At 40.8% G+C, this 13,773-nt stretch carries 11 protein-coding genes; 7 read left to right on the plus strand and 4 right to left on the minus strand.

Going from position 1 to position 13,773, the window contains the following annotated elements; all coding sequences use genetic code 11:
• Positions 1–34 precede the first annotated feature (34 nt).
• Positions 35–1,186 carry an N-acetyl-alpha-D-glucosaminyl L-malate synthase BshA gene (gene bshA, locus MED217_RS05180; protein WP_009779426.1) on the plus strand — a complete coding sequence of 384 codons (1,152 nt, stop codon included), beginning with the start codon at positions 35–37 and terminating at the stop codon, positions 1,184–1,186.
• An 82-nt stretch (positions 1,187–1,268) separates the two neighbouring features.
• Here bshA and MED217_RS05185 read toward each other — a convergent pair whose 3' ends face one another.
• Positions 1,269–1,760 (minus strand): hypothetical protein, encoded by a 492-nt coding sequence (locus MED217_RS05185; protein ID WP_009779427.1) that lies wholly within the window; start codon positions 1,758–1,760, stop codon positions 1,269–1,271.
• Positions 1,761–1,899: 139 nt separating this feature from the next.
• On the opposite strand from MED217_RS05185, the gene MED217_RS05190 reads away from it, so the two are divergent.
• The gene (locus MED217_RS05190; RefSeq protein ID WP_009779428.1) at positions 1,900–4,827 is read left to right on the plus strand and encodes an FAD-binding and (Fe-S)-binding domain-containing protein; all 2,928 of its coding nucleotides are present in this window, start codon (positions 1,900–1,902) and stop codon (positions 4,825–4,827) included.
• Here the strand turns inward: MED217_RS05190 and MED217_RS05195 are convergent.
• Positions 4,824–5,597, minus strand: a complete 774-nt coding sequence (locus MED217_RS05195; RefSeq protein WP_009779429.1) for an aldose 1-epimerase — start codon at positions 5,595–5,597, stop codon at positions 4,824–4,826. The genes MED217_RS05190 and MED217_RS05195 overlap by 4 nt on opposite strands.
• Before the next feature lies 1 nt (position 5,598).
• Entirely contained in the window at positions 5,599–6,072 is a 474-nt protein-coding gene (locus MED217_RS05200) for a hypothetical protein (RefSeq protein WP_009779430.1), read from the minus strand.
• Positions 6,073–6,205: 133 nt separating this feature from the next.
• On the opposite strand from MED217_RS05200, the gene MED217_RS05205 reads away from it, so the two are divergent.
• From MED217_RS05205 to MED217_RS18465, 4 genes are all read left to right on the plus strand, one after another.
• The gene (locus tag MED217_RS05205; protein WP_009779431.1) at positions 6,206–6,625 is read left to right on the plus strand and encodes an OsmC family protein; all 420 of its coding nucleotides are present in this window, start codon (positions 6,206–6,208) and stop codon (positions 6,623–6,625) included.
• Between the two features lie 102 nt (positions 6,626–6,727).
• Positions 6,728–7,795 (plus strand): MraY family glycosyltransferase, encoded by a 1,068-nt coding sequence (locus MED217_RS05210; protein ID WP_009779432.1) that lies wholly within the window; start codon positions 6,728–6,730, stop codon positions 7,793–7,795.
• A complete protein-coding gene (locus MED217_RS05215) occupies positions 7,788–8,930 on the plus strand; it encodes an aminotransferase class V-fold PLP-dependent enzyme (protein ID WP_009779433.1) in 1,143 nt (380 codons plus the stop codon). The genes MED217_RS05210 and MED217_RS05215 overlap by 8 nt, the downstream gene beginning before the upstream one ends.
• A 2-nt stretch (positions 8,931–8,932) precedes the next feature.
• Positions 8,933–9,931, plus strand: a complete 999-nt coding sequence (locus MED217_RS18465) for a UDP-N-acetylglucosamine 4,6-dehydratase (protein ID WP_009779434.1) — start codon at positions 8,933–8,935, stop codon at positions 9,929–9,931.
• Here MED217_RS18465 and MED217_RS05225 read toward each other — a convergent pair.
• Positions 9,928–10,665 (minus strand): tyrosine-protein phosphatase, encoded by a 738-nt coding sequence (locus tag MED217_RS05225; RefSeq protein ID WP_009779435.1) that lies wholly within the window; start codon positions 10,663–10,665, stop codon positions 9,928–9,930. The two genes, MED217_RS18465 and MED217_RS05225, sit on opposite strands and share 4 nt — an antisense overlap.
• A gap of 198 nt (positions 10,666–10,863) precedes the next feature.
• Between MED217_RS05225 and MED217_RS05230 the strand changes: the two genes are divergently transcribed.
• Positions 10,864–13,674, plus strand: coding sequence for a triple tyrosine motif-containing protein (locus MED217_RS05230; RefSeq protein ID WP_009779436.1), 2,811 nt, complete (start codon positions 10,864–10,866; stop codon positions 13,672–13,674).
• Positions 13,675–13,773 lie beyond the last annotated feature (99 nt).

The raw sequence follows: 13,773 nt of genomic DNA on the forward strand, positions 1-13,773 counted from the left end.
ACGTAGTGCACGAATAAATTGGTATTTTTACATCATGAAAATAGCTATTGTTTGTTATCCTACCTTTGGCGGAAGTGGCGTTGTTGCAACCGAACTGGGGATCGCGCTTTCTAAACGCGGCCACGAGGTGCATTTTATTACCTACAAGCAGCCGGTACGCCTCGATTTATTAAATGAAAAGATTTTCTTTCACGAGGTAAATGTGCCGGAGTATCCTTTATTTCATTTTCAACCCTACGAGTTAGCACTTTCAAGCAAACTGGTAACCATTATCAAAGCCTACCATATAGACGTGTTACACGTGCATTATGCGATTCCGCACGCGTACGCGGGATATATGGCAAAGAAAATGCTTCAGCAAGAGGGAATCACCATCCCGATGGTAACTACACTTCACGGGACAGATATTACCTTAGTAGGAAATCACCCGTTTTACAAACCCGCGGTAACCTTCAGTATAAACAAAAGTGATGTGGTGACTTCGGTTTCTCAAAGCCTGAAAGAAGACACAAACCGACTTTTCGACATCAAACGCAAGATCAAAGTAATCCCCAATTTTATTGATCTGAGTACGGTAAAAGATACCTTTACCGATTGTCAACGCGGTTTGATGGCACACGAAGATGAACGTATTGTTACACACATCAGTAACATGCGCGAGGTAAAATGCATTCCCGATGTGATTAAGACCTTTTATCACATTCAGAAGGAAATTCCATCTAAACTGATTATGGTAGGAGAAGGTCCTGAACGCGCTCCTGCCGAAGCTTTAGCCGAAGAATTGGGCATCGCTTCTAAGGTGATCTTTTTAGGAAATAGCAATGAGATCGATAAAGTATTGTGCTTTTCAGATCTGTTTTTACTTCCTTCTAAAGCTGAAAGTTTTGGCCTTGCAGCATTAGAAGCAATGTCGCACGGCGTTCCTGTGATTTCCTCTAATGCCGGTGGATTATCAGAAGTGAATACCCACGGAGTTTCCGGTTTCTTAAGCGAGGTAGGCGCAGTAGAAGAAATGGCTAAGAATGCACTCGTAATCTTGAAGTCAGATGCAGAATTGGCACAGTTCAAAAAACAGGCAAGAACACAAGCACAACATTTTGCGATCGAAAATATCGTACCGATGTATGAAGAAGTTTATGAAAAAGCAATTAGGAAAAATGAACCTAAAAAAGCTTCACTTTCTTAAAGATAAAGCCGTAGTTGTAAACAACGGCAATAAAAAAATCCCGCTTGTAAAAGCGGGATTTTTTATGCTGTTCATTCAGTTCTTAAAACTGGTAACGAATTCCCAATGCGATATCAAAATCTAGGTCGTCATTATCGTAATAGTTATTTCCGTCTCCAAAACCAATTTCCGGTCTAAAGTCTAAAGAAAGAACTAAGGGAATATCAAAGTCATACTCGATACCTATATCACCTGCTGCAAACACAAAGGTATCATCGTCATAATCGTTGCGATCATAATCGTAAGATGCAAGACCACCACCTACACCGGCATACCAGTTAAAACCACCGTCAATATTCCATACCCATTGGTACAAGCCGGCAAGTTTAAAACCGTCATAGTTATTTCCGTCTCTGATACCTAAATCAAGCTCTAATCTGTTGTTGCTTCCTAGGGCTCTTTGGTAAGAGATTTCAGCTCCAAAACCGTCGCTATCTCCTAAACGAAGACCTAACGCGTTAGGGGCTATATCTTGAGCTTGTGAGCTAAAAGAAAATCCGGCGATGCAGACAAATGCTATAAGTAATTTTTTCATAATTATAATTTTTAAAATTTTTGTTTCACAAATGTAATCCTAGTTAAGCTTAGTGTTTACAGGGGTTGCGCCAATCTTTTGTTAAGCTTGTCTAAGGTTTTGTTAACTTCAAAACACTTAATAGTTGTACCTTTAGCTTATGATTACACAGCTCACAGAACCCTTATCTGAACTCAGAGATTCTCTTGACGGAGATCTATTTTTTGATGATTTGCATAAAACCTTGTATGCTACAGATGCTTCGGTTTATCGTCAAATTCCTGTTGCAGTTGCGTTTCCGAAGTGTGAGAAAGATATTCAGCAACTTATTCTTTTTGCTGAAAAAAATAAGATAGGGATCATTCCGAGAACTGCAGGAACTTCCCTGGCAGGACAATGTGTCGGAGACGGTCTTGTGGTAGATGTGTCTAAATATTTTACTGAAATCATCGCGCTGGATGTGCAAAACAAAACGGTGACCGTACAACCAGGTGTGATACGTGATGAGTTGAATCGCTTTCTTGAACCGCACGGCTTATTTTTTGCACCCAACACTTCAACCTCAAACCGCTGTATGATCGGCGGAATGGTGGGGAATAATTCATCGGGAACTACCTCTATTCAATTTGGCGTAACACGCGATAAGGTGGTAGAAGTAAAAACTATATTGAGCGACGCAAGCAGCGTCACTTTTAGTGCGATTTCAACTGAAGAGTTTAAACAAAAGTGCAAACTGAACATCCTTGAAGGAAAAGTATACAGGAGCATTTATGAGCAATTAAGGGATGAACAGGTGCAAGAGGAGATTCGTTCTACATTTCCCAAACCGGAAATCCATCGCAGAAATACGGGATATGCGCTAGACGCCTTGCTTGATAATTCCGTTTTCGATAACAAAAGTGAGCAACCGTTCAATATGTGTAAGCTGCTTGCAGGAAGTGAAGGAACGCTCGCGTTTAGCACAGAAATAACGCTACAATTAGATGTACTACCTCCAAAGCACGGAGTGATGGTTGCAGCGCATTTTGAAAGTATTACGGCTTGTTTGGAAGCGGTAGTCCCAGCGATGCAACATAAGCTGTATGCTTGTGAAATGATGGATAAAGTAATTCTTGATTGTACGCTGAATAATCGGGAGCAGCAAAAAAACCGCTTTTTTATCGAAGGCGATCCCGCTGCGATTTTGATGCTAGAAGTGCGTGCAGATACGTTAGACGACGCGCGCAAACAAGCTCTGGAATTAATCGCGACTATTGAAAATTCTGGGTTGAGCTATGCTTATCCTACTCTTGAAGGTTCACAGATCAATCAGGCTTTAGAATTGCGTAAAGCAGGCTTGGGCTTATTAGGAAACATTGTGGGCGATCGCAAGGCAGTAGCCTGTATTGAAGATACTGCCGTAGCGTTAGAAGATCTTGCACCCTACATCAACGAGTTCAGCGCATTGATGGCCGACTTTAAACAGGATGCGGTGTATTATGCGCACGCAGGAGCCGGGGAGCTGCATTTGCGACCTATTCTCGATTTAAAGAAAGCAGATGATGTGGTGCTTTTTAGAAAGATCACAACGGCGGTAGCCAACCTGGTCAAAAAATATCAGGGTTCGATGAGCGGAGAGCATGGCGACGGACTCGTACGTGGAGAGTTTGTAGAGATGATGATCGGTAGTGCCAACTATGAGCGTTTAAAACGTATAAAAAGTAGCTTTGATCCTCATAATGTTTTCAATCCTGGGAAGCTGGTCAATGCCAACCCGATGGACGAAAACCTGCGCTATACTCCAGATCGTGAAGAACCGGAAATTGATACGTTACTCAATTTTGACGATAGCCAAGGAATTTTACGCGCTGCAGAACAATGCAACGGGACAGGCGATTGCAGAAAGTTACCGGCTGCCGGCGGAACGATGTGTCCCAGTTATCGCGCTACACGCGATGAAAAAGATTCCACACGTGGAAGGGCAAATGCCTTACGTGAGTTCTTAACCCAATCAGAACGTAAGAACAGTTTTAATCATAAAGAATTAAAAGAAGTTTTTGACCTCTGCCTAAGCTGTAAAGCTTGTGCCAGCGAATGCCCAAGTAATGTGGATGTCGCGGCCTTAAAAGCTGAATTTGAATATCAATATAAGAAGGAAAATGGGAGCTCGCTACGCACACGTGCGTTTGCATTTAATGCCTATTTGAACAAAGTAGGAGCCGTGCTTCCGGGGATTACAAATCGATTGTATAAAGCTAAACTGAGTGGGAGATTTATCAGGAAAACCCTCGAAGTTGCTCCCGAACGCAGCCTTCCGCCGCTGTCCAAACGCACGTTAAGAAAGCGTTTTAAAAAGCTTAAGGCTTTCAATCCACAAAACCCGATCAAGACGGTCTATTTATTTGCCGATGAGTTTACCAATTATCTAGATGCACAAATTGGTGAGGATGCCGTGATCTTATTGCAGCGACTCAACTATGAAGTGCGTATAGTGGCGCACGCCGAGAGTGGACGATCTTTTATTTCTAAAGGTTTTTTAAAAGAAGCGCGTAAGACTGCGCAGAAAAACATCAACACGTTTAAAGATCTTGTTGATGAGAAGCATCCTTTAATCGGAATTGAACCTTCAGCGATTTTAGGCTTTCGGGATGAATATTTGCGTTTGGCAAAAGATGTTGAGGAGGCAAAAGCTTTAGCTAAAAACACCTTTACTATTGAAGAATTTTTGAGTGCTGAAATCAAAGCAGAACGCATTAAAGCGACTTCATTTACCACCGAAGCCAAGAAGCTGAAGATTCACGGGCATTGCCATCAAAAGTCCTTAAGCGGAATAGAGCATACCTTTAGTATTTTGAACCTTCCGGTGAATTATACGCCTACGATCATTCCGTCTGGGTGTTGTGGGATGGCTGGCTCTTTTGGGTATGAAAAGGAACATTATGCGTTGAGTATGCAAATAGGAGAGCAAACGCTGTTTCCTGCGGTACGCAAAGCTTCAGAAGATACACTCATCGCCGCGCCGGGTACGAGTTGTAGGCATCAAATAAAAGACGGGACACAGCGCCAAGCACAGCATCCCGTTACTATTTTAAAAAATGCTTTGGTTTAGATCTTCAGTAAAACTGTAAAGGTGATTCCTTCCTCTGGTAAGTTTTGGAAACCTTCATTTAGGTTTTCCTGTGCAACAGCGTAGGGATAGAAGCTTACAGGTTCTACACAAACCATATTAGTCACTTCGGTCCACAGCATAATATTGCCAAAACCTTCAGATTTAAGCGTGATCGAATTTTCGTCGTTGAGCGTAATTTCAGAACAATCAGGAACCTGAAAGGCTCGGCTTCCTACCGCCATAATTTCAGCTAGACTAATTTCTTTTTTAGCATGGGTTACCGTTGGTTTTTCGGTACGCAATTTAAAGGCAGGATGATACCCTAGCATAAACGGCATTTCCGGTTCTCCACTAATGATGAATTCAATTTTTAGTCCATCTTCACTGAGACTGAATTGCTTTTTAAACACAAAATCATACGGCCAGCTCAGCCATTCTTCAGTAGATTTTTTAGGGTATTTCGAATTTTTGATCTTGGTTCCCGCAGTATACTGCTTTTCAAAAACCGCTGTAGTTGCTGTTGAAGAAGTAAGCGCGTAATCAAGTTCGCGCAACAACCCGTGTTGATCCAAGATCGCTTCTCCTTTAGGCGTTTTTACTTTAAAACCGGCTTCATCTGTGGGGCCGATTATAGGAAACATCTCATCGTCAGATTTTCCCCAGCCGGGACTTCCCACTTGATGAATATACTCATAGTCGTCTTTCTTAAAACTTGAAAGTTGACCTTTATCAATGCTAACGTTGAGGTTTTTTAGTTGTAGTTGTGTCATTTTAGTTCAGCTTTTCTAAGGCGTTATAATAATCGAGATGTAAATCTTCGTGTAAGGCTTCAATCTTTTTATGAATGTATTCAATTTGGCGTAAATACAAATTACGCAGCGTATTGTTATTGCGAATTGCAGGGCGTACGGCTTGCATTTTTTCGCAGAAATAAAGCAAAAGTTGTACTTCGGTCTCTTTATTGCCGGAATAGCGGATGTACTTTTTGGTCTCGCGCAAAATCTTTCTGATCGACTTTTTCATCCAGTAGTAATTGCGCGTGTTGAGCGCTTCAAACTGCTCATCGATGTTTTCTTTGATCAGTGTAACATAACCCGGTTCATAATCTGACTCAAAAAGCAAATACGTGAGCAGTTCTTTGTTCTCTTTTTTGAATTTGGAGAGCCTCAAACAAATGTTGAGAAGTTCGTCTTCATCTTTGTGTTTGAGTTCTTTTTTTAACTGCGTGACCGTAGCTGCTTTCATAACTGCAATTTAACCAAAATGCTGTTAAAGCCCGTTAATACTTGGGTTTTAAACGCTAAAATATCTCTAAAGAATTAGGAATAGGCGTGGTTGATGCCTAATTTTAATTCAAACCAAAAAAAGAAAACTACATATGAAATTTTCAAGAAAAGCATCAGCAAACTGGAAAGGGCAAATCAAAGCAGGAATGGGAACCATTTCTACTGAAAGTAAAGTTCTGGACGCATCAAAATATGGTTTTGCGACCCGTTTTGAAGACGGAAAAGGCACCAACCCCGAAGAATTGATCGGAGCGGCACACGCAGGGTGCTTCACGATGCAATTAACCGCATTTTTAGGCGAAGAAGGTTACACTGCCGAAGATTTGAAAACCGACGCTAACGTAACTTTTGAGGATGGTGCGATCACCAAAATTGACTTGACCTTAGTAGGGAAAGTGCCGGAATGTGATGCAGATACCTTTAAAAAGATAGCCACCAAAGCAAAAGAAAATTGCCCGGTTTCAAAATTATTGAATGCTGAAATCAGTCTCGATGCTACTTTAGAAGAATAAGAAAATCTTCAATATAAATTTAAAACCTCCCCGACGGGAGGTTTTTTTATGCGCAAGAAGCAAAAGTGTAAAGTGTATCTTTGACGAACAAAAAGATAAGAAGTGTCTCCACTAGTACTTTATATTTTACCGGCAGTTGCAGCCTTTTTAACCAGTTTTATGGTTGGGAGATTGCTATGTACACAAAAGCTAGCGGCGTATTTTATCGACAATGTTGGAGGGAAAAAACTACATCAAAACGCCGTGCCTGCTTCAGGAGGAATTGCGTTGATACTGGGAGTTTTAATACCGGTCATAATTTTTGAAGGAACTTATTTTTTGTGTAATTATTTATTCCTGTTTTGCGGTGGTATTGCGATGTTTGTGTTAGGCTTATACGATGATTTAAAACCTTTGGGATGGTTGCTCAAGCTTCTTCTTCAGATCGCTATAATTACTGCAGTGGTGCTTTTAGATGATATTCGGTTAGAATCGGTATTGTTAGAACATAGTTTTATCCGGCTGCCAAATGTTTTGAGTATTATACTAAGTGTAGTGCTGATCACTTTTTTAACGAATGCCTTCAACTTTATTGATGGTGTAGACGGTTTGGCGACGGCAGTAGCACTCGTATTTGTTTTGGGGTTATTGTATTTTCAAACGCCATTTTCCGGAGTGTTTTTAATGTGTATGGCGGCGGCTTTATTCGGTTTCCGGCAATTGAATCGCGAGCCGGCGGCGTTGTTTATGGGAGATAGCGGCTCGTTATTCATTGGCTTTTTTTGTGCGTGTTTGGCGATTTTCTTTTTGGAAGCAGATTTAAACATCAACAACACGCAACTAGACTCATTTCAGCAGCGTTTACCTGTTCTGCTTGCGCTTTTTTGGTTTCCTATTGCAGATACGATTCGCGTGTTGCTATTGCGATTAAGTCGGAAACAAGCGCTTTTCAAAAGAGATAAATTACACAGTTATTCTTCGCTCATTCGTTTGGGTTATGGGCATTCTAGAATTGTGACCATTGTGGTGGTTTTGACCTTATTAAATGTATTCGGTGCCTGGTATTTAGAACCTCTTGTAGGAGTATTGTTATTTCTTGTAGTACAGGTTGCATTTAGTGTAGCACTACATTTTTATCTCAATAGTTTGATTAAGAATTTCACTAATCAAAAAGAAAACAACAATGGATGAGCCCAAAAAAATAGCACTTGCGTTGCCGTTCATTGATGCGGATGCTACAGATTATCTAGCTGAGGTTGTCAATGAAAACTGGGTGACTTCCGGCGGACCGGCGGTGACAAAATTTGAAAATCAACTTCAGGAATTCCTGTATACGGAACGGGAAGTAGTGGCTTTAAATTCAGGAACTGCAGCCTTACATCTTGCTTTAAAATTAGCTGGCGTGCAAAGTGGCGATTTTGTACTCTGCCAAACGATGAGTTTTGTGGCTTCTTCAAATCCGATAGCCTATTTAGGAGCGATCCCTGTGTTTATCGATAGTGAAAGGAGCACTTACAATCTTGCTCCCGAAAATGTAGAAGAGGCTATTGAATGGTGTCTGAAGCAAAACAAAAAGCCGGCGGCTCTGGTCGCGGTTCATTCTTTTGGGATTCCCTGTCAAATGGAGGAAATTGCCAAGCTTTGTAAAGATTATGAGATTCCATTGATCGAAGATGCAGCCGAATCTTTGGGGAGCAGATACAAAGATCAATCCTGCGGACTTTTTGGCGATTACGGAATTTTATCCTTTAACGGAAATAAGATTATTACTACCGGTGGCGGTGGTGCACTGATTTGTAAAGATGCTCAAAAGGCTGAAGAAGCTAGGCATCTGGCGCGTCAGGCGAAAAGTGCTACAACAGGATTTGAACACGATGCCGTAGGTTTTAATTATGCGATGCCGGGATTGAATGCAGCGCTTGGTTTGAGTCAGTTACAAACGCTTAAAGAACGCATTCAAAAGAAGCGGGAGCTTCATCAGTTTTATCTGGAGTGCTTTACCGAAATAGAAGAAGTTGAAGTGCTGAGCGTTCAAAATGAGGAATACTATGCCAATTATTGGCTGACTGTAATTCGGTTTACAGGAAGTGATTCAACAAGAAATCCGGAGCAATTTCAAGTTTTTTTAGCCGAAAAAGGGATTGAATCCCGTTTCCCGTGGAAGCCCTTGCATCTTCAGGAGATCTATACTAAACAACATTATTTTGGAGCGCAACATGCGGAAACCTTGTGGAAGACTGGATTGTGCCTGCCATCGGGATGTGGTTTGACAAAAGAAGATCTTAACCGAATTCAACAGGCAATAAATGCTTATTTTTCGGGCTAATTATGGAAATATCTGAGCTTAAAAACCAAACCATTCTCATAACCGGTGCCGCGGGAAGTATCGGTCGCGAATTGGTTTTGGGCCTGGCGCAATACCAACCCAAGCGACTAATTCTGGTAGATATTTCAGAATTGGGAATGCATAGCTTGCTTCAGGAAATGGCGATCCATTTTCCGAAAGTGAAGTTGAACTACTATTTAGAAAGTATTTGTGATACAGCATTTATTTCGGCTTTATTTCACAGACAGCACATAGATATCGTTTTTCACGCAGCGGCCTATAAACACGTTTCTTTGATGGAAGAAAATGTGTGTGCAGCGGTGAAAACAAATATTATGGGCGCCAAATTACTTATAGACACTTCTTGTAAACACAATATCGCGCGCTTCCTGTTTATTTCAACAGACAAGGCGGTCGAGCCAATAAGTGTGATGGGAAAGACTAAAAAGGTTGTCGAAGAATATTTGCTTTTCAAACAGACGGAAACTACGACAACACAACTCAGTATTTTGCGTTTGTGTAATGTTTATGATTCTTCAGGTTCTGTGGTTCCTGTGTTTAAAGCGCGTATACAACAACAACTTCCGCTAGAAATAAAAGGCAAAGAGGTGCGACGCGCTTTCATTCAGAAGGCCTTGATTCTGGAGCTTGTTTTAAAACTGCTGCAGTTTGACGATTCCACAGGGGTTTTTATTCCCGGTCAAACAAACGTATTGACGGTGGAGCGTATTGCCGAAAAACTCTTGAAAGAATATGCCGATACGTCTATTGAGAATTATCCAATAACCTATTTGACACTTCCGGAATATGAAAAGCAAGAAGAACTTTTGTATTCTAGCAGAGAGCAAGTCGAAGCTTCTTCGGAAGACGTACTAGCAAAAGTATACACTCCTAAACCAAAATTGAATTTGGAGCGTCTGAAGCATTGCATTCTGGCTGCCGAAGCGTTTGACAGTGAAAAAGCACGGGAATTTTTAGACGAACTTACAGCTTATGTTTAACTGAACGTAGCTGTTGTATTGCTTATGATTCGGTCGAGGTCTGGCTCGTATTTTCCTGAGAACTTCACTTTTTTCAAATTCTCAACGTGACGCATATGATGCGTGTCTGTACCAATAAAATCATACATGCCTTCACTGAGTAATTTCAACGCGATTTTAGCGATTCCGGGTCCGTAGTAACCGCTTATAGACAGGGCGTTCAACTGAAATTTACAGATGTTTTTCAGTTCGTTGTAGGTGTTATATTTTGCGTGATAAAACGCATAGCGCTCAGGATGCGCCAAGACAGGGATATAGCCAGAATTACCCACTTTAAAAAGAATTTCTCTAAGATTAACAGGTGGCTGTAAATACGACATTTCAACCAAAACATAGTTGTCCTTTAACGGCAGGATCTGCTTATTCTCTAAGAGATTTACAAGGCCGGAATCCATCATATATTCTGAAGAAGATCTGATGCTGATGTCTTCGTGGCCGTTTTCCTTTAAAAAGCTTTTCAGTGTAGCTTCAGCATCTAAAATGGTCTCCGGCGTGTTGGGATAATAATCACTCATCGTGTGCGGGGTGCAAATGAGGTTGGTGATGCCCAATTCTTTAAACTGCGTCAATAGCTGAAGGGAATCCTTTGGAGTTTTGGCTCCGTCGTCAATTCCCGGAAGAATATGATTGTGGATGTCTGTGAATTCGCCCAGCTTAGAGGCTAAGAGTTTTTTCGAACTGAAAATAGAGAACATGTTGGTGAAATTTTGGCAAAAGTAAACATTTATAGGTGGAGATAACGCACGTAGAATCAGGATTAACCTGATTTTATCAACATTGAAAAACGGCATTTTGATACTCCAAAACCCTATTGAAAATATAAAGAGCACTATTCATTTTTGACGTTGTAGAAGCGTTAAAAGATTGCTTCTAATTGAGTATCTTGCCCGTTGATGCGATATACTATACCGTTATATATTCTGTTTTTTTTGTGCCGAAATTTTATAAGTGCTGCGCAAGAATTACCTCCTGTACTCAATTTTACTCCGGAGCAGTACAATGCTGAAAATCAAAATTGGGATATTGCTCAAGGAGAGCAAGCCTTTATTTATGTCGCCAACAATTCTGGATTACTGGAGTATGACGGGGCAAAATGGAATTTATACCCGACGTCTAATAAAACCATTATGCGGTCGGTTGCAGCGCAAAACGGACGCATTTATACCGGTGCGTATATGGAGTTTGGCTATTGGGAACGTGGTAACGGCGGTTTGCTAGACTATACTTCACTAAGCCAGAACGTGACGGTTCCGCTTATAGAAGATGAGCAGTTTTGGAATATCATCCTGGTAGATAATTTGATTCTTTTTCAATCTTTAGATCGCATATACAGCTATAATACAGATACCAAGCAGTTTCAGATCATCGAATCGACCTCGTCGATCGTGAGGTCTTTTCTGGTGGGAAAATCGGTTTATTTTCAACAAGAAGGCTTGGGGTTGTACCAACTTCAGAATGGTAAGCCGGTATTGGTTTCTGAGGATGCTGCTTTTTCAGAATATTTGCTGGTGGCGCTGTTTAGTAGGGAAAACAGCTTAATGGCGGTCACCCAAAAACACGGCATTTTTCAACTGAATCCAAACGGGGAAACTTCGTCTTGGCAATACCAGGCGCGGGAAGCGATCGTCAATGAAACCGTATATTCAGCCATTCAATTATCAGATCAAACCTTGCTTTTAGGGACTATTTCCAACGGTCTGTACCACCTTGACGCATCAGGAAGTATAAAGTATCAAATCGATCAGATTTCCGGGCTGTCTAATAATACCGTGTTGAGTCTTTGGGAAGATCAGGAAGCGCACGTGTGGCTCGGTCTTGATAATGGAATCAGTGTGGTCAATACCAATTCTGCATTTAAGGTGTACACCGATTATGACGGAAGTTTAGGAGCAGTTTATGCCGCCAAGAAGCATAACGGGTTTTTGTATTTAGGAACCAATCAAGGTCTTTTTTATAGAAAAGAGGAAGATGCGACAGATGCCTACCAACTCATTCCAGATACTAAAGGGCAGGTGTGGAGTTTAGAAGTTATAGGTGATGCTCTTTTTTGTGGGCATCATGAAGGAACTTTTCGCGTAGAAGAGGATCGGGTGATCTCCATTGCAAAAATCGCCGGGACTTGGAATTTGCAACAGCTTTCTCCTGATTTGATTATTCAGGGAAATTACAGCGGACTTTATATTCTAGAACGAAAAGAGACGGGATGGCAGTTGCGTAATAAACTTGAAGGTTTTGATATTTCAAGCAGGTATTTCGCTTTTAGCGATGCGCAGCAGCTTTATGTAAGTCACGAATATAAGGGTGTTTTTAAACTGCGTATTGATAAAGATTTTCAGCGAATAACCGAATCTACATTGTTAGAGCAAATCCCAAAAGGAGCCAAGTCGAGCATATTTGAATATAATAATGAAGTGATTTATGCCTATGAAGATGGAATTTTTAGACTGAATAATTCAACGCAAGTATTTGAAAAGGACAGCATACTTTCTAATGCACTTTTAGAATCGGGAGGCTATTCCTCGGGCAAGCTCACCTACGATGCGAGTAATAATAGGCTTTGGGCGTTTAATGCACAGGAGGTGCTTTATTTTGAACCCGGAATCTTGGCAGATCAATTGAAAGTGCGTAGGATCGCATTGCCTTCAAAAACCAGAAAGGATATTCCCGGTTTTGAGAACATCACCTATTTGGGAGCAAACACTTATTTGTTTGGGAATGCGACGGGGTATATTTTGTTTGATTTAGATAAGTTTAACGAGGAAACCTACACCATTAGGTTGAGAACCATTAAAAATGGGAAGCCGGAAGGTAGACTCCAAGCCATCGATCAAACTTCTACCCAACCTTTTCATTACCAGCAGAACAGTTTTGTGTTTGATTTTAGCGTGCCGGAATATGAGAAGTTTAGAGCGGTCGTTTACCAGTATCGTTTAAAAGGACTTTATGAGGAGTGGACCAATTGGTCTTCTTCTGCTACAGCATTTTTTGAAAACTTGCCGCCGGGGACTTACACTTTTGAAGCACGTGCGCGCATAGGGGATCAATTATCAGAAAATACAATTCAATACAGTTTTACAGTGGCGCGCCCTTGGTATTTATCAGTTGTCGCGATCACGATTTATGGATTGATGCTTGTTTTGATCTTTATAGGAATTCAAGTGTTCAACCGTAAATTCTATCGAAAGCAAAAAGAACGCCTTATAGAGATCAATCAGCGTAAATTGGAATTAGCCAATTATGAGAATGAACGCCGAATTATGAAGTTGGAGAATGAGAAGTTACAACAAGATGTAGAAAGCAAGAACAGAGAACTTGCCGCTTCAACGATGAGCATTGTCAAGAAAAATGAACTGCTCAATGCGATCAAAAAAGAATTGGATTCTGATGCACAAGAGAACGAATTGAAATCGGTGATCAAGATTATCGATAAGAACCTTAATCCTAAAAAAGATTGGGAGTTTTTTAAAGAAGCCTTCAATAATGCAGACAAAGATTTTTTAAAGAAAATCAAAGAGCTGCATCCTAAACTTACGCCCAACGATTTAAAACTATGTGCGTATCTAAGACTTAATTTATCCTCAAAGGAAATTGCACCACTTTTGAATATTTCGGTGAGGAGTGTAGAGATCAAAAGATATCGTTTGCGCAAAAAAATGGAATTAGAGCACGAAGACAGTCTTGTTGAGTATATTCTAGCGGTGTAGTATACCTCATCAATTCTTAAAATCACCTATACATTACCTATACGAAAACGATAGTAATTTAGTTTATAGGTGATTACAGCCTTTACAACATAAAGTTTA

The organism is Leeuwenhoekiella blandensis MED217 (genome assembly GCF_000152985.1).
GTDB classification, from domain to species: domain Bacteria; phylum Bacteroidota; class Bacteroidia; order Flavobacteriales; family Flavobacteriaceae; genus Leeuwenhoekiella; species Leeuwenhoekiella blandensis.